This window comes from Blochmannia endosymbiont of Camponotus sp. C-046, assembly GCF_023585865.1.
In the GTDB taxonomy this organism is placed as follows: Bacteria; Pseudomonadota; Gammaproteobacteria; order Enterobacterales; family Enterobacteriaceae; genus Blochmanniella.
This window is the reverse complement of the sequence record NZ_CP097752.1, coordinates 208,442-230,724: the sequence shown is the minus strand read 5'-3', so window position 1 is coordinate 230,724 and position 22,283 is coordinate 208,442. Positions and strand designations below refer to the sequence as shown.

The window sequence follows — 22,283 nt, the reverse complement described above, 5'->3', positions numbered from 1 at the left end:
CATTTAAAAAGGAGAAGTGCTGATGTTATCAATAAAAAATTTAGATGTCAGCGTAAAAAATATATCTATTCTAAAAAAATTAAATTTAGAAATTAATCCTGGTGAAATACACATAATTATGGGGCCTAATGGATCAGGAAAAAGTACATTATCTGCTACATTATCTGGTCAAAAAGATTATGTTGTTACTGACGGAGAGATATTGTTTAAAAACAAAAATTTATTACTTCTGAAGCCAGAAGAACGCGCAGGGGAAGGAATCTTTGTAGCATTTCAGCATCCAATAGATATTCCAGGGATCAGTAACCAACTATTTTTACACAGCGCTGTTAACGCTATACGTAAATACAGGCACCAATCTCTTATGGAGAAGTTTGATTTTACCCAGCTGATTCAAAAAAAAATGACATTGTTAAAAATGCCTAATGACTTGTTGAGTCGATCAGTAAACGTTGGATTTTCTGGAGGAGAAAAAAAACGTAATGATATTCTTCAAATGATGATGTTAGAACCATTACTATGTATTCTTGATGAAACAGATTCTGGTTTAGATATTGATGCAGTAAAAATCGTTTATAATGGTATTAATATATTAAACAATAAAATACGTTCATTTGTCATTATCACTCATTACCAAAGAATTTTAGAATATATTAAACCTGATTATGTGCACGTATTACATCAGGGTCATATCGTAAAATCTGGTGATATCTCTTTAGTCAAAAAGATCGAGGAAAAAGGTTATGGTTGGTTATGCGGACAATAAAGATAGAGTATTGAACGAATGGTATGGATTGTTTAAACAAAAAAATAATATTAATTCGGATTTGGTGCATAAATATTGGGAACGTATTAAAATACTTGGATTACCTAATTTTAACAAGGATAATTGGAAACATACGGCATTTAAAGAATTTTTAACATATAATTTTGAATTCTCTAAAAATTTTAAATTAAATGCGCCGCAATATGAAAAATTAAGTTTTCCTATAGATGCTTATTGCTTAACATTTGTTAACGGTCTATTAGCACCTGAATTAAGTGATAAAAATATTGATCCATGGATAATGAAAATCAATCGAGATCCCAATCGCCATGAAATAACTCATCCCATTCAACCAGAGATGTTTTTATATTTAACTGAATACTTAAGTGATGCAACAATACATATAAGTTTACCTACAAAAAAAATAACAAAAAAACCATTATATTTACTATATATTAATGAAGGATCTAACGTAAAAAACAAATTAGTTACATCTCATTATCATCACCATCTTCACATTGGCAATGATTCCAACACATGCGTTATAGAACATTTTATTAGCATCAATAAAAACAACAGTCACTTCAGCGGCGCACGTATGTCTATTACAACAGGAAACCGATCCAAATTAGACCACTTTAAACTAATATTCGAGAATAATGCAAGTTATCATATAGCACACAACGATATTAATATAGGGCAATATTCAAATGTACACAGTAATATCTTTGTAATTCTCGGTCCTAAATTTACATCTCATCAAACCAGCGCCAAAATTAATCACTCGGGATCATCCTTATCATTAAATAGTTTAATTTTGTTATCCAAACAAGATATTGGAAATATATGCACTTATTTAGAACATAACAACCAAGAATATGCATCAAGTACGCAATTACATAAAATAATAGCATGTAATCACAGTACCGGTGTGTTTAATGGTCTGATAAAAGTAAATCCAAATTCTATAAAAACTGATGGAATAATGATAAACAATAATTTACTATTAAACCAAGATGCAACTATTTATAGTGTACCTAAACTTGAAATTTACTCAGACGATGTAAAATGCAGTCATGGAGCAACAATAGGGCACATTGATGCTGATCATCTATTTTATCTAAGTACACGCGGTATTCCCAAAAAAGATGCTTTAAAAATGCTTATTTATGCTTTTACTATTGAAATTACAGGATTAATTAAACATGCTATGTTACAAGATATTATATTGAAAAAAATCAATAAAGCTTTAATAAGGATCAAAATATGACAATTTATCCCATAGAAAAAATTAGATCAGATTTTCCTATATTAAACCGAATAATAAATCAACACCCTCTTACTTATCTTGATAATGCTGCATCTGCTCAAAAACCTAATATTGTCATAGACTCACAAACTCATTACTATCGTAATAAATACGCTGCTGTACATCGAGGTATTCACACATTGAGTACAGAATCAACTGATCACATGGAAACAGTACGCTTACATATAGCTAATTTTATTAACGCATCTAGAGAAGAAATTGTTTTTGTAAAAAGCACTACTGAAGCTATCAACCTCATCGCCAACAGTTGGGGACATAATTTTATAAATTATGGAGATAACATTATTATCAGTGAAATGGAACACCACGCCAATATTATTCCATGGCAAATATTGTCAAAAAATAAAAAAATTGCGTTACATTATATACCATTAACTCCTAATGGCACATTAAATATATCCAGCTTATCCAAAATTATAAATAATCGCACTCGACTCTTATCGGTATCACACATGTCTAATGTTTTAGGAACAATTAATCCGTTAACAGAAATAACGAATATAGCTCGAAAAAAAAGTAATGCTCTAATTTTAATAGATGGCGCTCAAGGCATCGTACATCAATCAGTAGACGTACAAAAACTAGATTGTGATTTTTATGTATTTTCCGGGCATAAACTATATGGGCCATCTGGTACTGGCATTATGTATGGAAAAAGAAAATTACTTCAAAAAATGCCCCCATGGATAGTAGGAGGTGGAATAGTTCAAGATGTAAGTTTAACTCACAATACAACATTTATAGACTCTCCCTGGAAATTTGAGTCAGGATCTCCCAATATCAGTGGTATTATAGGACTAGGAAGTGCTATTGAATATATCAATACCATAGGTATTGATAAAATTTATAATCATGAAGATCAATTAATACGGTATGCTGTAGACACATTACAAAACATTCCAAATCTAATATTATATGGACCAAGTACACGAGTTGGGATTATTGCTTTTAATTTAGGGATACATCACTCATATGATATTGGAATGTTATTGAACCAATACGGAATTGCTATACGAACAGGACACCATTGCGCAATACCTACTATGAATTATTTTAAAGTACCAGGTATGTGTCGTGCATCTTTAGCTATGTACACCAACAAAGAAGATATTGATCGATTAGCATATGGACTCATGCAGGCGCAACATTTACTAAACTAATAAACAATTATTATTTTAACAACAATGATGAAATTTCCTACAAAAAATCAATTATTACAAAATTTCTTAAGTTGCATTAATTGGGAAGAGAAATATATATATATAATTAGTCTCGGAAAATTACTACCTGAATTTCCAGAAAATATGCGTACACACAAATATTTAATTCCTGGATGCCAAAGTCAAACATGGATTGCTTTGACTACTTCTTCTATAACGCCCCATAACAGTTTGATTAAACTATACGGACATAGTGATTCTTCTATCGTTAAAGGAATTATATCTATAATATTTAGTTTATACCAAGGATTAAATTTAAAAGAAGCCGCTAATATTGATATTAAACCCTTTCTGATAAATCAATTACAATTGAAACAAAACTTAACTATATCTCGATCTCAAGGGATACATCTGATACTTGACTCTATACAGAGTCAAGTTAACCGTTCTCTATAAACTATAACTTTATTCCAAATTAAAATATTTATACAATAATTATTTATAATTATAATCAAATGTTTTATCATTTTTTATTTTTAAAGAATCCTTATGTACACATACTTTTCTCGACATCTTTTTTAAATTACTTATGAAAAGAAGTAATTTGATTATCAATACGTTGATTAGCTCGTGTCGCCTCATTTTTTGTTTTCTCTATCTCAGGACGCAAAACATCAATATCACTGCTTATTTGATCAATTCTTTCGCTTAAATCACGCATTTCAGAAGATAATTCTTTTATTTTAGTTGTACTCGCGCAATTAGCCAACACAAAAGAACTCAAAATGATTACAGAACAACACATGAATCTATTAGGTTTCATCTTTAAATACTCTCCTATATTAGAATTACTTTAGTAATTGGACTTATATAAAAATATAATTAGTAAAGAATCATTTATTAATTTTTTTAAAAACACTCTACTATCGTATCATTTTAATTATGTTAAAATAATTAATTACCCTATCATTTAAAAATGAAAATCAATTTTATTGATACAACATTTAGATAATAATCTAACCTTCTTTCTTATTTTTTGAGCTGTATACACAAAGAAAAATACCTTATTATCATCTTAAACCAAATAATTTATTACAATAATAACTAATGCGTTCTAATGGACTTGAACCATCGACCTCTACCATGTCAAGATAGCGCTCTAACCAACTGAGCTAAGAACGCACAACAATAAAACAATGCTTAATTACTCATTATCCCCACATAATGTGTTACTAACACATTATTGATTTCTTACCGTATTGAAAAGATTCATAGATAGTTTACTAAAAAAACAATACCTATGCACAACAAAATACATGTAATTATATCATACGTCAAATGTTTTAAGAATATCTTATATTAAGAAAATATGTTTCTATCAAAAACGAACTTAAATCATTTTAAAGTTATATTTAACACAAAAAAAGTATATGCTATAATAAATATAATTTATAATAATATTAAATAGTATTTGAAAAATATGTTTTCAGGTATTATACAGGCTGTCGTTCCAATTCATACGATCTATGAATCAACCAATTTTAAAACGTATACAATTATATTACCCACGCATCTACTATCAAATTTAAAAATTGGTTACTCTATATCAAATAATGGATGTTGTTTAACTGTTATTGCCATGCAACACAATCTAGTTAGTTTTAACTTAATACATGAAACATTAAAATTAACTAATATGGGTATGCTAAAATCAGGAGATTTAATTAATATAGAAAGATCACTAAGTTTTCATTCTGAAATTGGTGGGCATTTAATGAGTGGTCATGTTGATTGCACTGGGAAAATTATAAAAATAATTACTTCAGAAAACAACAAAATAATATGGTTCAATATAAAAAAAAAATATCTTAAAAAATATATTTTACACCAAGGATCCATTGGGGTAGATGGAGTAAGCCTTACGGTAAGTAGAATATTCAATGATTATATACGTATTTGTTTAACCCCATATACTGCAATACAAACAACGCTTGGAAGCAAAAAAATAGGTAATGTAGTAAATATTGAAGTTGACATTATTATAAAATCTGTTATAAACAGCTTTGAAAGAACGCTATCTATTGTTAATTTGAAAAAATAACAACAAGTATTCATTAATACATATATAAATTTGCATATAAATTTAATATACGAAAAATTTGAAAGATTTGCTTTAAATATCACATTCTTCATCTGTATTGAGATAAATACAAATATTTTAAAATGCTTGCTTATTTTATTTATTAAGAAATATAATTTTAATTTTTAACACAAATATAATATGGACAACACAATAAAAAAAATCAAAAATCAAATAGAAACAAATCCTATTGTTTTATACATGAAAGGTACCCCGAGTGCTCCTAAATGTGGCTTTTCATCAAAAGCTGCTCAAATATTATCCACTCATGTTCAATCTTTTTTTTACATTGATGTATTGATCCATATAGATATTAGAAATGCTTTACCAACATTTTCTAATTGGCCTACTTTTCCTCAATTATGGATAGAAGGGAAATTAATAGGTGGATCTGACATCATGATTAATATGAGTCGCAACGGAAAACTACACACTCTGATTAATCAGGTTAAATTACGATATAATTTAAATTAAAAATTTTTATTTTCCCTTTACAAGAGAACTAAATATATAAATAATTATTACGCGGATATATAAAATCTACATAAGTAGAATAAAATATATTTTATATTCAAATTTTAAAACCTCCCTAGTGTCATCAAAACACACACAACTATAATAATAATACCAATGTCTTAATGACGCACATTAAGAATCAGCACAATAAGGGGTTAATGGCCAACCACCAAGTCTTTTCCATTTGTTTACCAATTCACAAAACAACATTGCGGTTCGCTCAGTATCATATAACGCAGAATGTGCTTTTTTTTTATCAAAACAAATACCTGCTCGCGCACATGCCTTAGCTAATACAGTTTGACCAAATACTAATCCACTTAAAGTAGCTGTATCGAACATAACAAAAGGATGAAATGGATTATTTTCTGAAAAACTTACACGTTCTACTGCCGCCATTAAAAAACTATGATCAAAAAACGCATTGTGTGCTACGATAATAGCACGACTGCATTCTTGAGTTTCAATACCCTGATGTACCATTTCAAAAATTTTTTGTAATGCCTCTTGCTCTGTTACTGCAGCTCTTAAAGGACTATTTAAATCAATTCCATTAAACGCTAATGCTTCCGGTTGAATAATAGCTCCAGGAAATGATTTAATATGAAAATTAAGAGAATCATCTACACATAACCAACCATACCCATCCATTTTAAGTGTAACAACAGCAATTTCTAACAAAGCATCAGTATTCGCGTTAAGACCCGCTGTCTCTACATCAACTACAACCGGGTAAAACCCACGAAATCTGGTTCGAAGAGTATTGTGATCATCTTTATAAATCATTTTTATTTATAAAATATATTACATTACATAAACAATTAATGTTATCATAAATTTTAATACATTTTTATATTTATTGTGTAACAATGATTCTTCGGATATTCTATGAAAAATGGTAAATAACTATTTTTTTTAAAACATATATTTTTATTTAAAAATACAATTTATATCAATATACCTGAAATTAAATATTTTTTTAATTTTAAAAATGGTTACATATATTGATACCTATTATTAAATCACCAAAAATACTAAAATATATAATAACTACCACTTATTTATATAATAACAGATACTTTAATAAATATATTTATAACTCATTATAAAATCATGAATAACACCGATTTTTTTTATCCAACACACTTCTTTTGAATAAACTAATTTGTTTAAAATCAACTTCTGAGGATGATATTGTAACACAAATCACTAAACAAACCATTCTGAAACAGAATTCTAACTATAATTAGAATTTCACTCATTTTACATAAATACATTTCATTCAATGAATTATTTTCAACACAAGTCTTAAAAATAATTTACATACAATAATAAATGTATGTTACACTTTAATGAATTAAATTATACATAATAACGTATCTAATTGATAAACTGGGATAGCAATCACTTTACAATAATTTTATTAAATTATATTAAGCGTAATATCATAGACACGATTATGCCATAATTACATATTCATATATTGAATATCTACTTATTTAAAATAGACAAAATATCTAAAATAAAATAAATTCAATTATAAGGAAAGAAAAAATTGGAATCGCCATTAGGATCAGATTTGGCACGCCTTGTAAGAATATGGCGTGCTTTAATTGATCATCGTTTAAAACCTTTAAAACTCACACAAACACATTGGATTACATTGCATAATATTTGTCAATTACCTCCAGATCAATCTCAAATACAATTAGCAAAAGCTATAGGAATTGAACAACCATCTTTAGTACGAACACTTGATCAACTTGAAGAAAAATCATTAATTATAAGACATACTTGTGTTAATGATCGACGAGCTAAACGAATCAAATTAACTGATAATGCTAGACCTATTATTAATGAAGTAAATCGTGTTATTTCTATCACTAGAAACGAAATTTTTAGTGGCATTAGCCATGAAGAAACAATTTTTCTAAGCAAAATTATTTTTAAATTAGAAAAAAACATTATAAATTTACACAATAAAAATTAGAAAATTTCATATAACTAAGAACGTATGTACCTTTAAATAACACAAACACATTTATATTGTTTATTTTAAAGAAATTATACAAGTATATTGTACTAAAAATTCTAAATATATCATAATTCATAAAATATATAATATAACACGATTCTTTGTTGACTGTATATAATTACACACTTAAATATTTATCGATTACTTAACATTTTTTGTACATAACTTAAAATCAATGAAATTATTATTCTAGTATTGTGCCATATTTTATGTTAATAAATAAAAATAACATTTCCAACATCAGACGAGAATATACGTCCGGACAGCTACGACACAAAGATATAACTAATCAACCTATTCAGTTATTTTCAATATGGTTGCATCAAGCATATTATTCAAAAATACCTGATCCTACCGCAATGTGTTTAGCTACGGTAGATCACACCGGTCAACCTTATCAACGTATGGTGTTATTGAAGAATTTTACTAATAAAACAATGATATTCTATACCAATCTTAACAGTCGCAAGGCCATTCATTTAGCCAATAACCCCAAAGTTAGTTTATGTTTTCTTTGGAATGAAATAGATAAACAGGTAATAATAACAGGAAATGTCGATAAACTTTCAGAAAAAGAAGTATTAAAACATTTTTATACACGCCCAAAAAACAATCAAATTAGCACATGGGTGTCGAACCAATCTAAAATTATTTCTTCCAAAGATTTACTGGAAAACAAATTTTTAGAATTCAAAAACAATCATCTCCACAAAAAAGTACCATTTCCTGAATTTTGGGGTGGATATAAAATTAATATAAATAGCATGGAGTTCTGGCAAGGCGGAACATACCGATTACATGATCGATTTATATATCAACGATATAAGCATTCATGGAGTGTTTACCGTTTGTCTCCGTAATTACAATTACAATTTTAATGAATATAATATATAAAAATACAAATCAACTCAATAAAACAATATTGACTTAATACATTATAAATATACATTTGAACTCTTCATTCTTCATTACATACTGAAACGATATTTGTATGAATAATAAAAATATTGATATAATAAAGTTTTTATACGAACGTGATTTAATAGCACAAATTACAAACCAAAAAACATTAATTAAAATATTACAATCAAAATCCATTACTTTGTACTGCGGATTTGATCCAACATCCGATAGTTTACATATAGGACACTTAGTCCCATTGTTATGTTTAAGACAATTTCAAGCATTTGGGCATCGTCCTATAATTTTACTAGGAGGAGGCACTGGGCTCATCGGAGATCCAAGTTTCAAGGACTCGGAACGAAAACTCAATGTAACTGAAACAGTGCAAAAATGGACAGAAAAAATCAAACACCAAGTGTCTTTATTTGTAGACTTCTCTTACAGTCAACATTCACAAGCCTGTATAGTGAATAATTACGACTGGTTATCTTCTATATCGCTCTTAACATTTTTAAGAGATATCGGTAAATTTTTTTCTATAAATAAAATGATCAATAAAGATGCCATAAAAAAACGGTTACAAAAAAATAATTATGGCATATCTTATACTGAATTTTCCTATAATTTATTACAAAGTTATGATTTTACCTATTTATATAAAAATTATGATGCAATACTCCAAATTGGAGGTTCTGATCAATGGGGCAATATTGTATCAGGCATTGATTTGATACGGCGTACATATAAAAGAACTGTTTACGGACTCACTATGCCTTTACTTACCAAAGCTGATAATATTAAATTTGGAAAGACAGAACAACACACGATATGGCTAGATGCAAAAAAAACCAGTCCCTATACATTTTATCAATATTGGATCAATTCTTCTGATAAAGAAGTATATCGTTTTCTTAAAATTTTTACCAACATTGACGTAGATACAATCAACCTTTTAAAAAAAGAGGATAGCATAAAAAATACAAAACCACAAGCTCAAATTATATTAGCAGAAGAAATTACCCGATTAGTCCATGGAAAAGAAGGATTAAAAACAGCGCAAAAAATTACTAGCAATCTCTTTACAGGACAAATACATAAACTCACCTTAGATGATTTTAAACAACTATGTCAAGATGGCGTCCCAACCGTACCACTGAAAGCCGGTATTACATTACAACAGGCGTTAGTAGATTCTAAATTAGTAACATCTCGATCGAAAGCACGCGAATTAATTTCATCTAATAGCATTACTATAAACTCAAAAAAACAATTAAAAAAAGAATATATTTTTTCTTCCATCGACAGATTACATGGTCGTTTTACATTATTAAAACGTGGAAAAAAACACTATTGCTTAATCAAATGGGAATAATCTAAATGTAACTAAATGCATTATTGTAGATTTCAAATATATATACTTTTAAAATACAAACACAATCTCACAGTCTACCTTATTACACTATCTAAATATTTTAATTATATAACTTTCTACTATGATATAGACTATTTTTTTCTTTAAATTCACACAAATCTTGAATCACACAGACACGGCAACGGGGCTGTTTAGCCCGACAAATATTCTTACCATGTAGTACTAACCACTGATGACAGTTTCTCTTAAATTCTTTTGGTACTACCGATAATAATTTCTTTTCTACAGACCAAACATTATTTCCTAGCGCAAAACGACTACGATTGCAAAACCTAAATACATGTGTATCTACCGCAATTGTAGCCCAACCAAAAACTACATTTAAAATAATATTAGCAGTTTTACGTCCAACGCCGGGTAAAGATTCTAAACCAATACGATCTGACGGTAACATACCGTTATGATTTTCTATCAACAAACGACAAGTTTCAATAATATTTTTAGATTTATTATTTGATAAACCGATAGATTTAATATAATTTCTAACGCCATCTACTCCCAAACGTAACATATCTTTTGGTATATTAGCTACTTTAAATAAGTTCTTTGTTACTTTATTAACTTGTATATCACTTGTTTGAGCCGACAATAACACCGCAATCAACAACTCAAATTCTGACCGATAAGCCAATCCAATAACTGGATGAATATTGTTATCTCGTAATTTACATAAAATCTGATACCGTTTAACGCGATTCATCGATAGCACTGCATGAATTATCTTATAATGTTTATTGTTATTGAAAATACTTATAATATCTATCGTTGTTTAACATAATTGAATTATTAATTTCTGATATAATTAACATGATTCTCAAGAATTAATCATATTTTCAGGGCAAACCCACTCGTCAAATTGCTGGTCATTTACGTAACCCAATTGCAACGCAGCTTCCTTTAAAGTTAATCCTTCTAAATGTGCCTTTTTAGCAATTTCTGCCGACTTATCATACCCAAGATACGGACTCAACGCAGTTACCAACATCAATGAACTATTGAGTAATTCTTTAATTCTTTGATACTTAGGTTGAATTCCTATAATACAATATTTATGAAAACTTTCTATACCGTCTGCCAGCAACTGTACTGTTTGCAAGAAATTATATATAATCAATGGCCTATATACATTTAATTCAAAATGACCAGATGCACCCCCAATATTTATGCTCACATCATTTCCCATAATTTGAGCACACAACATAGTCATAGCTTCACACTGCGTTGGATTAACTTTTCCGGGCATCATTGAACTACCTGGTTCATTTTCAGGAATACTTAATTCACCTATACCACATCTAGGACCGGAAGATAATAAACGCACATCATTAGCAATTTTCATCATAGAAACCGCTAAACCCTTCAAAGATCCATGACTATGCACCAATGCATCACATGTCGATAACGACTCAAATTTATTTGATGCGCTAACAAAATTATGTTTAGTAAGAAACGATAATGCATCAGCAACACGGTCAGCATATTCCGGATGAGAATTTAAACCTGTACCCACTGCTGTTCCTCCTAACGCTAATTCACATAAATGAGGTATTGTAACTTCTATATGGTCTATATTATGCTGTAACATAGATACCCAAGCAGAAATCTCTTGCCCCAAAGTTAATGGAGTAGCATCCTGAAGATGAGTACGCCCAATTTTAATAATATTATTAAATTCAACAGATTTATCAAACAAAGCCTTTTGTAACATCTTAACTTTAGGTATTAATTGTTCATTTAAATTAACTACCGCTGCAATATGCATTGCGCTAGGGAAAACATCGTTGGAACTTTGACTTTTATTAACATGATCGTTTGGGTGCACAAATTTCCTATTTTCGCTTACTTCACTGCTTAACAATTCATTAGCTCTATTAGCTAAAACTTCATTCATATTCATATTGCTTTGAGTCCCAGATCCAGTTTGCCAAACTGATATTGGGAATTCATCTTTATGTATGCCAGATAATACTTCATCTGCCGCTTGAATAATTGCTTGAGCCCGTTTACAATCTATTAGTTTTAGATCGCAATTTACTTGCGCTACTACAAGTTTAATTTGAGCCAACGCTTTAATTAACGAAAAAGGAATTTTCTCATCAGAAATATTAAAATATTTTAATGCTCGTTGTGTCTGCGCTCCCCATAATCGATCATTCGGTACTAAGATTGTCCCCATAGTGTCTTTTTCGAAACGCATCGTCATAATAATTACCACCTCTAATTATAAAAAATGTTCATTGATTTTATTAATTATATAAATATAATCGTTATATATCATATACTCAAAATCAGTGATTTTATTTCCAAATTAAATTTCTATTTAAAATAAAAATTATTTGACTTATAATTTTGTATATATTAATTATTTGTCTATAATAACAAAACAATAACGTAAATATACTGCACACATACAATACAAAATATACTAATTAAAATTTCAACATGACGATATTAATTATATTGGGAATAGTATTGCAAATATTTGCATATAACGAAATTGCCTGGTGTAGTACGCTCAAAGAGCGCGCTACACCAAATATCAACAACAACACATTCCACCAAGATGGATTCTATCAACAAGAGATGAAGTTATACACTCACGACCATATACATCATACTCTTAATTTTCATCCTGATACAACGAATAAACTACGTGCCCATGCATATAATTATCTATCTCCATTTTCTTCTACTTACAAATCTAAAATACAACTACAAAACGATTCAATCAATATGTTTCATGCATTTCATACACAACACAACAAATATAAAAAAAACCTATCCTTTATGCAATTAGGGATACATAATCTTTTATCAGAACAAATTTTTAATTTTGGAGGAGGAAAAAGATATCTAACTAATAAGAAATACGCTATTGGATATAATGCTTTTTATCACTGTCCTATTTCTAACAAAATCCATCAACCATACTCAATGAATGTTGGTATAGAATATTGGTTTTATAATACTTTATTCATGTTAAATAATTATTATAATTTAGACAACATTTTTGATCCTGAAACATCATTACAAAAATTTAACACATATTATCCAAAAAGAGGACATCAACTATATATACAAACTAAATTTCCACACTTTTTTGAATTTACTGGAAAAATAAAATTGGAACAATTTATTTATAACAAAAAATACAAAAAAATTTTCAACAAAAAAAATAATGACTATTATTTATCGTTAGATTTGAATTATCAACCGATTCCCATACTAGGTTTTAGTATCAATAATATTTTTTTAAATAAGCAATACAATAGTACCATTTGTAAAATATTAATAGATTACCAATTCGGTATTCCTATTATGGAACAAATTAATTATATGCATAAAAAAAATACATCAATACAAAATAATATTGATACTATAATACAACCATTTATACCTACGATCATTCAATGTCAATACCACCACGATGATATTTCAATGAATGACCATCATCACATTCCACCCTTGCGCTACACTCACAAAATAATAGGGCATCCTGGAGAAATTAAAATAATTCAAATCGAGGACAATAATGATAAATTTGCGCGATGGGATTTTGAATCATTATCAAATCTAGGAGGTAATATTGTTGCAATAACAAATAACACTTATGCGCTCTATCTCCCTAAGTATCCTATTAAACAAGAAGATAATATTTTCATTTCATACATTAATGATAATGTAACACAAGTTCCTCATAAACAAACAAAACAAAATATACGTATTGTAGTAAAAGATTTTTCACAACAAACATTATTAAATATAAATACACAAAACAATGACGCTTCTGTTGTTAAAATTAATAATGATTCCGGAGTTAACGTCACAGAAAGTATAACTGAACATACATTCATTTGTCATGACGATAATCAGCGTAATGTAATGAACAATGCAAATGTGGCTGCGCCACAGAATAATATCGTATGTAATACTCCATCAGAAAATGATCAGAATACTATAAAAAAATCCGACGATTGCACTTTTTTAACTCCTCCTCCGCCTCCTCCGATGATTCCTTTTTCTTTTTTAGAAAAAGATTCATCGGCATGTATCGCAGCATCATCAACGCTGAATGATATACTTCCATTATCTAGACCCATGTCTCCTAATGAAGGTCAACAAACCTATTCTGGAAACAACACAAATTACAATAAAGAAACTCGTAATCCTTCTTATTATCCTGAGGATTCTAAAATTGTTGAATTAAATCAAAATGATGACTTATCGTATCGGTTATTCACACACAGGCAATCTAAGTTTGCGTCAATAGGTACTACTGAACATATGAATAAACTTGAAAATACTATAAGAGAACGAAGAAATACTAAACACTTAAGTGATATGGAACAAATGTTTGCCAAACTAAATCTTGCGCAATCTTCATCGTCCATCAGCGAAGATTGCGCAACAGACGATAGCAGTGATAGCTTTAAACTCTGATTCCACAAATACGGAAAATATATCACTAGTTTCAGATAGATATATCGAAAAAACTGTTAAACTATTGAGTTAAATTATTTCAAAAAATTACAAAAATCTAATCATTAGTGTATATATACAATATGTATTGATATAGGTAATCAAATGATTTTCAATTTAATTTTATAGTACTATCGTGAGTTCGATGCCGTATGCCTAACCAAGTAGAAGAAACATTATTAGTATCAATGCCAAATAGGTTGAGAGCTCTTGTCACAGTGTAACAAATAATGTCATCTATAGTTTTTGGGTGCGTGTAATACGCGGGAACAGGCGGCATAATTACTGCTCCAAATTCTGTTAATTTAACCATTGTGCGTAAATGTCCCAAATGCAATGGAGTTTCCCTAATCATTAACACCAGTTTACGTTTTTCCTTCAACATTACATCTGCAACACGACCAATCAATGACGATGTCATTCCTGAACTAATTTCCGACATAGTTCTAATAGAACATGGAGCAATTAACATACCTATAGTTGGATAAGATCCACTAGCAACTGATGCGCCGATATCTTGAGGAAGATGCACAACATCTGCTAACTCATATACAGATTGCTTGCTCATATTGAGTTCTTGTTGTAATGTAACCAAAGCATTTCTAGTAACAATAAGATGAGATTCTACATTCATAGAGCATTTTTTTAAAATAGTCAACGCTCGGATCCCGTAAATCCCTCCTGAAGCCCCTGATATTCCCACCACTAGACGTAATCGTTGCTGCATAATTTTATTTTTTTGTACCCCACGTTAGTTAACCAACATAAACAAAATATATGTATCATTGTTTAATGATAATCATACTATATGCAATGCTCACGTTTACTAAAAACATTTCTCAAAATGTCACTCATTAAAAAATTATAAATATATTTCAACCTTATAATCTTCATATTATAAGGAGATATAATAACACTACAATTAATATAATAATCAAAACAACCCTTCAATCCCACATCAATGATATGCGCTTAATTATAAACAATAAAAAATTAATCAAAATCCCCTATATAATTACTTTTGAAAAATTAATTAATTTACATTATTAATATAATAACAACTTTATTTCACATAACCATAATCAACTATATAATCAATATATTTATTTTTGAAATACAGAATTAACATGCATCAATGATTCTGGAGTATTCACACTAATACTCAATACATCATCAATCACAGAAACATGTATTGTTTCTCCGTGCCATAGCACTCGAAGCTGTTCAAGACGTTCAAGTTGTTCCAATGGACTTTTAGTCCATTCAATATACCGACTCAGAAATTTAGTTCGATATGAATAAATACCAATATGACGTAATAACATCTTAGATAATTCACTATCTAAATAATTTTTAAAATCTCCTGTATTCCATGGAATCATAGAGCGAGAAAAATAAAGAGCATTACTATTCGCATTTACAACAACTTTAACGATATTATCGTCACATGCTTCTTCGAAAGAACGCAATGGCGTCGCCAAAGTAACCATAGCAGTAGCACTACTCATTGAATACAAAATACTTGCTACTTGACGAATCATGATAGATGAAATCAAAGGTTCGTCTCCTTGAAGGTGTACGATAATTTGATCATCTGAAAATTTATAATTGACAGCTACCTCTGAAAGACGTTCAGTACCTGACTGATGATTAGATCGTGTTAAGCATACCTCACTTTCAGATCGCTCCGATTGAATAACTCTTGCTATACGAGAACTATCTGTAGCAACAATTACTTTATCGGCTCCAGAATCTAAAGCATTTTCCATAACACGAATAATCATAGGTTTTCCATTAATGTCTGCTAAAGCTTTTCCTGGAAAACGCGTCGAAAAAAATCGGACAGGTATAATTACTACAAAATTCATAGTTTACCTTTTTATAATATAAAATTACGAGCATCTTTTTTTAAAAGAACCGGGATTCCTTTTCTTATTGGAAAAGCTAAATTATCAACATCACAAATTAATTCTTTTTTTTCTAAATCAAAAGATAATTTCGAATAACATATAGGACACACAATAATCTTTAATAACCGATATCTCATCATAATACTACTAAACCGATAAATTTTAACTTATATATATTGTACACAAAAAACTATTCTATATGTATTCTATAATTCAAAAAATAATAATTTTTATCATTTAAGTAATGTACTTTACTATATCAACACTTTCATATGCATGAAATCACAGAACACTTTTAAATGTTATTTAATCTTTCTTTATATCATTATCTATCATCAAATGTTGTAAAAAATTTAATTATTACATATTACATTTTAAATCCTTATAATGCCTGATTTTATCCTCCACCGTGCACAATAGGTTATGCGTATCTATCTTATTGATCTTCACTTCTGTATACACATACCACCAATTATCATGAGCAAAATCTATACACTTAACTGCATCTTTTTCAGTCATTAATAATATCTCATCTTTTTTTGTAAGGGATGTTAACATTTTTTCAGAATACACATGATGATCAGAAAACGAAATTGAGCGAATAGGAATAATGCCGTAACTGCGTAAAGTATCAAAAAATTGTGTAGGATACCCGATCCCTGCTATAGCCACAACATTATTTAAAAAATAATAAAGAGGTCTACGTTCTCCTGTTAATATATTGATGACAGCGCTAGGACATAACTGCATTAATATTTCTCCAGATTGTATTTCTACCTCTAATCCATTTACAATAATTGCTTCTACCGTATGCAGTCTGCTAATACGTTCGCGCATAGGACCTGCTGGTAACCAACAACCATTTCCAAATCGGAGCGAACTATTAACTATTACCCATTCTATATCTCTAAAAAGCGCATAATGTTGTAATCCATCATCACTTATTATGATATCCAGTTCTTGCGTGCTCAATAACGCAGCAACTGCATCAGCACGTTTTGGAGCAACAGCAACTGATACTCCGGTTCGTTTCCAAATTAACATAGGCTCATCGCCACATTCCTCACTATGACTATTTGTATCAATAATTATTGGATAACTATTTGATTTACCTTTGTACCCTCTAGAAATTACTCCGACCTTCCAACCACGACGTTTTAACTGTTCTACCAACCACAATACCATTGGAGTTTTTCCATTTCCTCCGATCGTTAAATTACCAATAATTATTATTGGTACCGAAAATCGATATACTTTACGCCATCCACACTGATAACTAATACGATTAAGCGTACTGATTAAACCGTATAACCAAGAAAATGGCAATAAAAATAAATAAAAAAACGATGATTTAAACCAAATACGAACAAACATCAAGAAGAAAATTGTAATTTATATAATTGAGCATACATTCCTTGGCTACGTATTAAGACCTTATGCACACCACGTTCCATAATATAACCATTTTCAATTACCAATATTTCATCTGCATTTTCAACGGTGGATAAACGATGAGCGATAATCAATGATGTTTTATTTTTTTTTAATGTATCCAGAGATTTATGAATAATATACTCTGACTCAGAATCTAAAGAAGAAGTGGCTTCATCGAAAATTAAAATAGGACAATCCCGTAACAAAGCGCGTGCAATAGCAATACGTTGACGTTGACCACTAGATAATAGTATCCCATTTTCCCCTATAATAGTATCTAATCCATTTTTCATTTTAGAAATAAAATCCATAGCACATGCCATACGGGCTGCAGTTTCGATAGATTCTCTAGAATAGAAATTTCTGCGAGCATACGCGATATTATTTGCAACAGTATCATTAAACAAATGAACGTTTTGTGATACCACAGCTATTTGATTACGTAAAGAAGAAAGTTTATAATCATTTAAATTAAAACCATCAAGCAATATGCGTCCTTTATCTATATCATAAAAACGAGTTAATAAGTTTACAATAGTAGATTTTCCAGAACCAGACCGACCTACTAAAGCAACAGTTTTTCCTGATTCAATGGAAAAATTAATTTTAGAAAGCGATGGTGTGTTTTTTTCAGGATAAAAAAAAGTAACATTATCAAAAACAATATGTCCCTGTACTCTTGCAATATCAAGTATACCTTGATCTTTTTCTGTTTCTAAATCTAATATGGAAAACAAAGTTTGACAAGCTGCCATTCCACGTTGAAATTGAGCGCTGACATTAGTCAAAGACTTTAATGGTTTCATTAAAACTATCATAGATGAAAAAATAACAGTAATAGTTCCAGCAGTAAGCATCTCCATAACACTTGGAATGCTAGCTGCATATAGCACGAATGCTAATGCCAAAGATGCAACAAATTGAATCAACGGATCAAAAATAGACGAAGTTTGCACCATCTTCATACTTTGTTGCCTCATACGATTACTGACGCAATTAAACCTATCTTTTTCTGTGTGTTGCCCTCCAAATATTAATACTTCTTTATGTCCTTGCAGCATTTGCTCAGCACTACTAGTTAATTGACCCATAGCACTCTGCATCTTCTTACTAATTGCTCTAAATCTATAAGAGACAAGCTTAATAGTGATGGACACTATAGGTGCAATTAACACTAAAATCAATGACAATTGCCAACTATAATAAAACATCATGATACATAAACCAATAATAGACGCTCCTTCTCGAATCACAGTCACTAAGGCTCCAGAAGAAGAAGAAGCAACTTGATCAGAATCATAAGTAATTCTAGATACTAATGTACCAGTGGATTGTTTTACAAAAAAAGAAACCGGCATATTCATAATATGTTTAAATAATGCACGTCTCATTTGCATCACTACTTGTCCAGATACCCAAGATATACAATAAGTCGAAGCAAAACCACTAAAACCTCGAATACCCATTAATCCCACTAAAGCCAATGGCATCCACACAAATACATCTCTATTAGCTTTTCCAAAACCATCATCAAGTAACGGTTTTAATAAAGCTAACATTAAAGCATCACTTGTTGCATTCAAAATCAAAGTGATAGAAGCAATAACTAATCCTACTCTAAAAGGAAAAATTATTGGCCAAAGACGACGAAAAGTTTGCCAAGTAGAAGAATGGTTTTTATTGTACTGCAACATTTATGTTCCTGCAGTCATAACTTATTTCATACTAAATATTCGAATAAATTGTAATCAACACACCACATAATATGGAATACTTCAAATATATACACCAAGGTTCGTAAAAAATCTTATAAAATAAATATGTATAAAAATAAAAAATACTACACTTGTATACCAAAATTATTTTGGATATACATCAATATATTTCTGATCTTTAGTATATAATAGTCTGTGTAATTAAATGTGATTTTCACGATTCAAAAGAATTTAATGCTTATGCTTACTTATATTTTAACTATTGCTGACTGTAAAAACCGTACTATTTAACCATCAACTATATAAAACACTAATTTAATTTAATATAACTTAAATAAATAAATAGAATTTACTATGCTCATAATATTGTATTGTTAATATCAACCAATTTTTATCACCTTTAGTAATAAAAATCAAAGCAACTTACTAAAAATGAAACAAATACACGGCATACAACAATTATAATCCTTATTATCTATTAAGAAAACGAACCTCATCCTATCTAATATAATATCCTAAACCATCATCCAATTAATTTGATTACCATGTACATTCACATTAAAATTGAATATATGCATCGTGTATACATTAAAATATTTATCCACTTATTTTCTACTTCTTTTTTCTATAAAACGACTTATTTTAACATATTAATAAATTTAATACACAAAAAATTATTTAATAAAATAATTAATCATTTTTAGTCGCTGCTTTAAATGCTTCCGCCATAACACCAGAGAAATTTTTATCTTTCTCTTTGATTTGATTATCAACAATGTTGACTTCTGATTTTTGAATTGGATTGCATATATTACAAGAAGATAAATTGACGATTCTATTTTTACGATCTACCCCATCTAGTGTTGCAAATATATCATTTCCTACACGCAATGACATATACGTTGTTTTTTTATGAATAGATTTATTGTTCGATACAGAAGGAATAGATAAATAACCAATTACAGCATTATCACCCAACGTTACGGTAGCTCCTCCTTTTTCATCTATGGAAACAATCTTACCGGATACCATACTTCCTTTTTTATGAGCAGACAAATACACATTTAAAGGATCTTCCGTTAATTGTTTTATACCCAAAGAAATACGTTCACGTTCTGCATCGACTTGAAGAACTACAGCAATTATTTCGTCACCCTTTTTATACTTATTCACAGCTTCTTCATTAGATAAATACCAAGAAATATCAGAAAGATGCACCAAACCGTCAATCCCTCCTTCTAATCCTATAAAAATACCAAAATCAGTAATCGATTTTATTCTTCCTATAACCCGATCACCTCGATTATACATATCTTCAAACTTCTTCCATGGATTAATTTTACATTGTTTTAATCCTAAAGAAATTCTTCTACGCTCCTCGTCGATATCTAGCACCATTACTTCAACAGATTCTCCAACTGTCACTACTTTGGAAGGATGGATATTTTTATTAGTCCAATCCATCTCAGATACATGTACTAATCCTTCTACTCCATCCTCAATTTCAATAAAACATCCATAATCAGTTAAATTAGTTACTGTGCCTATTAATTTACTTCCTTCTTGATGGCGTTGAACAATAACCGCCCATGGATCTTCACCTAATTGCTTTAAACCTAAAGATACACGAGTACGATCTCGGTCAAATCTTAATACTTTCACAACAATTTCATCTCCAACATTTACTATATCACTAGGATGTTTGACACGTTTCCATGCCATATCAGTAATATGTAATAAACCATCTACACCTCCTAAGTCGATAAAAGCACCATAATCAGTTAAATTTTTGACCACCCCTTTAATTGAGATTCCTTCATGTAATTGATTTAATAATTGATCACGTTCAACACTATGTTCAGATTCAATCACGGCACGACGCGAAACTACAACATTATTACGTTTATGATCTAATTTGATCACTTTAAACTCAAATACCTGCCCTTCTAGAAATGAAGTATCACGTACTGGCTTAACATCCACTAAGGAACCAGGTAAAAAAGCACGTACCCCATTTAATTCAACAGTAAATCCTCCTTTTACTTTTCCATTGATAATACCTGTAACAGTAGTCATATCTTGATATGCCTGTTCTAATAATACCCAAGATTCATAACGTTTAGCTTTTTCACGTGATAACACAGTTTCTCCAAACCCATCTTCTATCGCATCCAATGTAACATCAACATAATCACCAATTGAAATCTCTAATTCTCCCTGAGAATTATAAAACTGCTCAATAGGAATAGAAGATTCTGATTTTAATCCTGCGTCGACCAACACAATATCCTTAAAAATAGACACAACAACTCCACGAACAATAGATCCAGGACAAGTTTCTATTTTTTTTAAAGATTCCTCAAATAGCTGAGCAAACGATTCTGTCATTTCTATAATCTTCAATTTTCAATTAACGTCCACCACATTCCATTTTTCGATGGAGTTATAAAAAAATATAATCAT

At 29.7% G+C, this 22,283-nt stretch carries 20 protein-coding genes and 1 tRNA gene; 10 read left to right on the top strand and 11 right to left on the bottom strand.

Annotation, left to right across the window (positions count from 1 at the left end):
* Window positions 1-22 precede the first annotated feature (22 nt).
* The 4 genes from sufC to M9409_RS00935 are packed head-to-tail and all read left to right on the top strand — an operon-like array spanning window position 23 to window position 3,712.
* Entirely contained in the window at window positions 23-766 is a 744-nt protein-coding gene (gene sufC, locus M9409_RS00950) for a Fe-S cluster assembly ATPase SufC (protein ID WP_250227082.1), read from the top strand.
* Window positions 744-2,036 (top strand): Fe-S cluster assembly protein SufD, encoded by a 1,293-nt coding sequence (gene sufD / locus M9409_RS00945; RefSeq protein WP_250227081.1) that lies wholly within the window; start codon window positions 744-746, stop codon window positions 2,034-2,036. Before sufC ends, sufD begins: the two co-directional genes overlap by 23 nt.
* Window positions 2,033-3,256, top strand: coding sequence for a SufS family cysteine desulfurase (locus M9409_RS00940; protein WP_250227080.1), 1,224 nt, complete (start codon window positions 2,033-2,035; stop codon window positions 3,254-3,256). Before sufD ends, M9409_RS00940 begins: the two co-directional genes overlap by 4 nt.
* Before the next feature lie 24 nt (window positions 3,257-3,280).
* Window positions 3,281-3,712, top strand: coding sequence for a SufE family protein (locus M9409_RS00935; protein ID WP_250227079.1), 432 nt, complete (start codon window positions 3,281-3,283; stop codon window positions 3,710-3,712).
* Between the two features lie 127 nt (window positions 3,713-3,839).
* On the opposite strand, the gene M9409_RS00930 is transcribed toward M9409_RS00935, so the two are convergent.
* Window positions 3,840-4,079 carry an LPP leucine zipper domain-containing protein gene (locus tag M9409_RS00930; protein ID WP_250227078.1) on the bottom strand — a complete coding sequence of 80 codons (240 nt, stop codon included), beginning with the start codon at window positions 4,077-4,079 and terminating at the stop codon, window positions 3,840-3,842.
* A 285-nt stretch (window positions 4,080-4,364) separates the two neighbouring features.
* Window positions 4,365-4,438 (bottom strand) — tRNA-Val (locus M9409_RS00925).
* Between the two features lie 298 nt (window positions 4,439-4,736).
* On the opposite strand from M9409_RS00925, the gene M9409_RS00920 reads away from it, so the two are divergent.
* Window positions 4,737-5,357, top strand: coding sequence for a riboflavin synthase subunit alpha (locus tag M9409_RS00920; protein WP_250227077.1), 621 nt, complete (start codon window positions 4,737-4,739; stop codon window positions 5,355-5,357).
* Between the two features lie 180 nt (window positions 5,358-5,537).
* Window positions 5,538-5,870 (top strand): Grx4 family monothiol glutaredoxin, encoded by a 333-nt coding sequence (grxD, locus tag M9409_RS00915; protein WP_250227076.1) that lies wholly within the window; start codon window positions 5,538-5,540, stop codon window positions 5,868-5,870.
* 174 nt (window positions 5,871-6,044) lie between these two features.
* Here grxD and rnt read toward each other — a convergent pair whose 3' ends face one another.
* Window positions 6,045-6,698 (bottom strand): ribonuclease T, encoded by a 654-nt coding sequence (gene rnt / locus M9409_RS00910; RefSeq protein ID WP_250227075.1) that lies wholly within the window; start codon window positions 6,696-6,698, stop codon window positions 6,045-6,047.
* 769 nt (window positions 6,699-7,467) lie between these two features.
* Here rnt and slyA point away from each other — a divergent pair.
* The 3 genes from slyA to tyrS all read left to right on the top strand — a co-directional run bounded on the left by slyA (window position 7,468) and on the right by tyrS (window position 10,222).
* Entirely contained in the window at window positions 7,468-7,902 is a 435-nt protein-coding gene (gene slyA / locus M9409_RS00905; protein ID WP_250227074.1) for a transcriptional regulator SlyA, read from the top strand.
* Window positions 7,903-8,156: 254 nt separating this feature from the next.
* Window positions 8,157-8,807 (top strand): pyridoxamine 5'-phosphate oxidase, encoded by a 651-nt coding sequence (pdxH, locus tag M9409_RS00900; protein ID WP_250227073.1) that lies wholly within the window; start codon window positions 8,157-8,159, stop codon window positions 8,805-8,807.
* 131 nt (window positions 8,808-8,938) lie between these two features.
* Window positions 8,939-10,222, top strand: coding sequence for a tyrosine--tRNA ligase (gene tyrS / locus M9409_RS00895; RefSeq protein WP_250227072.1), 1,284 nt, complete (start codon window positions 8,939-8,941; stop codon window positions 10,220-10,222).
* A gap of 100 nt (window positions 10,223-10,322) precedes the next feature.
* On the opposite strand, the gene nth is transcribed toward tyrS, so the two are convergent.
* Both nth and fumC read right to left on the bottom strand, forming a co-directional pair.
* The gene (gene nth, locus M9409_RS00890) at window positions 10,323-10,982 is read right to left on the bottom strand and encodes an endonuclease III (protein WP_250227071.1); all 660 of its coding nucleotides are present in this window, start codon (window positions 10,980-10,982) and stop codon (window positions 10,323-10,325) included.
* A gap of 114 nt (window positions 10,983-11,096) precedes the next feature.
* On the bottom strand, window positions 11,097-12,488 hold the full coding sequence (gene fumC, locus M9409_RS00885) for a class II fumarate hydratase (protein WP_250227232.1): 1,392 nt from the start codon (window positions 12,486-12,488) through the stop codon (window positions 11,097-11,099).
* Between the two features lie 236 nt (window positions 12,489-12,724).
* On the opposite strand from fumC, the gene M9409_RS00880 reads away from it, so the two are divergent.
* Window positions 12,725-14,722 (top strand): inverse autotransporter beta domain-containing protein, encoded by a 1,998-nt coding sequence (locus M9409_RS00880; RefSeq protein ID WP_250227070.1) that lies wholly within the window; start codon window positions 12,725-12,727, stop codon window positions 14,720-14,722.
* Between the two features lie 151 nt (window positions 14,723-14,873).
* Here the strand turns inward: M9409_RS00880 and M9409_RS00875 are convergent, their stop codons facing one another.
* From M9409_RS00875 to rpsA, 6 genes are all read right to left on the bottom strand, one after another.
* Window positions 14,874-15,488, bottom strand: a complete 615-nt coding sequence (locus tag M9409_RS00875) for a UbiX family flavin prenyltransferase (RefSeq protein ID WP_250227069.1) — start codon at window positions 15,486-15,488, stop codon at window positions 14,874-14,876.
* A 376-nt stretch (window positions 15,489-15,864) separates the two neighbouring features.
* The gene (gene kdsB / locus M9409_RS00870) at window positions 15,865-16,629 is read right to left on the bottom strand and encodes a 3-deoxy-manno-octulosonate cytidylyltransferase (RefSeq protein ID WP_250227068.1); all 765 of its coding nucleotides are present in this window, start codon (window positions 16,627-16,629) and stop codon (window positions 15,865-15,867) included.
* 11 nt (window positions 16,630-16,640) lie between these two features.
* Entirely contained in the window at window positions 16,641-16,808 is a 168-nt protein-coding gene (locus M9409_RS00865; protein ID WP_250227231.1) for a Trm112 family protein, read from the bottom strand.
* A gap of 223 nt (window positions 16,809-17,031) precedes the next feature.
* A complete protein-coding gene (gene lpxK, locus M9409_RS00860) occupies window positions 17,032-18,045 on the bottom strand; it encodes a tetraacyldisaccharide 4'-kinase (RefSeq protein ID WP_250227067.1) in 1,014 nt (337 codons plus the stop codon).
* Window positions 18,045-19,799, bottom strand: a complete 1,755-nt coding sequence (msbA, locus tag M9409_RS00855) for a lipid A ABC transporter ATP-binding protein/permease MsbA (RefSeq protein WP_250227066.1) — start codon at window positions 19,797-19,799, stop codon at window positions 18,045-18,047. The genes lpxK and msbA overlap by 1 nt, the downstream gene beginning before the upstream one ends.
* A gap of 711 nt (window positions 19,800-20,510) precedes the next feature.
* Complete coding sequence (rpsA, locus tag M9409_RS00850; RefSeq protein ID WP_250227065.1) at window positions 20,511-22,208, bottom strand: 30S ribosomal protein S1; 1,698 nt, start codon at window positions 22,206-22,208, stop codon at window positions 20,511-20,513.
* Between the last annotated feature and the right edge of the window lie 75 nt (window positions 22,209-22,283).

Coding starts and splice junctions, on each gene's coding strand:
- sufC (WP_250227082.1), top strand. CDS start 23: ATGTTATCAATAAAAAATTTAGATGTCAGCGTAAAAAATATATCTATT.
- sufD (WP_250227081.1), top strand. CDS start 744: ATGGTTGGTTATGCGGACAATAAAGATAGAGTATTGAACGAATGGTAT.
- M9409_RS00940 (WP_250227080.1), top strand. CDS start 2,033: ATGACAATTTATCCCATAGAAAAAATTAGATCAGATTTTCCTATATTA.
- M9409_RS00935 (WP_250227079.1), top strand. CDS start 3,281: ATGATGAAATTTCCTACAAAAAATCAATTATTACAAAATTTCTTAAGT.
- M9409_RS00930 (WP_250227078.1), bottom strand. CDS start 4,079: ATGAAACCTAATAGATTCATGTGTTGTTCTGTAATCATTTTGAGTTCT.
- M9409_RS00920 (WP_250227077.1), top strand. CDS start 4,737: ATGTTTTCAGGTATTATACAGGCTGTCGTTCCAATTCATACGATCTAT.
- grxD (WP_250227076.1), top strand. CDS start 5,538: ATGGACAACACAATAAAAAAAATCAAAAATCAAATAGAAACAAATCCT.
- rnt (WP_250227075.1), bottom strand. CDS start 6,698: ATGATTTATAAAGATGATCACAATACTCTTCGAACCAGATTTCGTGGG.
- pdxH (WP_250227073.1), top strand. CDS start 8,157: ATGTTAATAAATAAAAATAACATTTCCAACATCAGACGAGAATATACG.
- tyrS (WP_250227072.1), top strand. CDS start 8,939: ATGAATAATAAAAATATTGATATAATAAAGTTTTTATACGAACGTGAT.
- nth (WP_250227071.1), bottom strand. CDS start 10,982: ATGAATCGCGTTAAACGGTATCAGATTTTATGTAAATTACGAGATAAC.
- M9409_RS00880 (WP_250227070.1), top strand. CDS start 12,725: ATGACGATATTAATTATATTGGGAATAGTATTGCAAATATTTGCATAT.
- M9409_RS00875 (WP_250227069.1), bottom strand. CDS start 15,488: ATGCAGCAACGATTACGTCTAGTGGTGGGAATATCAGGGGCTTCAGGA.
- kdsB (WP_250227068.1), bottom strand. CDS start 16,629: ATGAATTTTGTAGTAATTATACCTGTCCGATTTTTTTCGACGCGTTTT.
- M9409_RS00865 (WP_250227231.1), bottom strand. CDS start 16,808: ATGAGATATCGGTTATTAAAGATTATTGTGTGTCCTATATGTTATTCG.
- lpxK (WP_250227067.1), bottom strand. CDS start 18,045: ATGTTTGTTCGTATTTGGTTTAAATCATCGTTTTTTTATTTATTTTTA.
- msbA (WP_250227066.1), bottom strand. CDS start 19,799: ATGTTGCAGTACAATAAAAACCATTCTTCTACTTGGCAAACTTTTCGT.
- rpsA (WP_250227065.1), bottom strand. CDS start 22,208: ATGACAGAATCGTTTGCTCAGCTATTTGAGGAATCTTTAAAAAAAATA.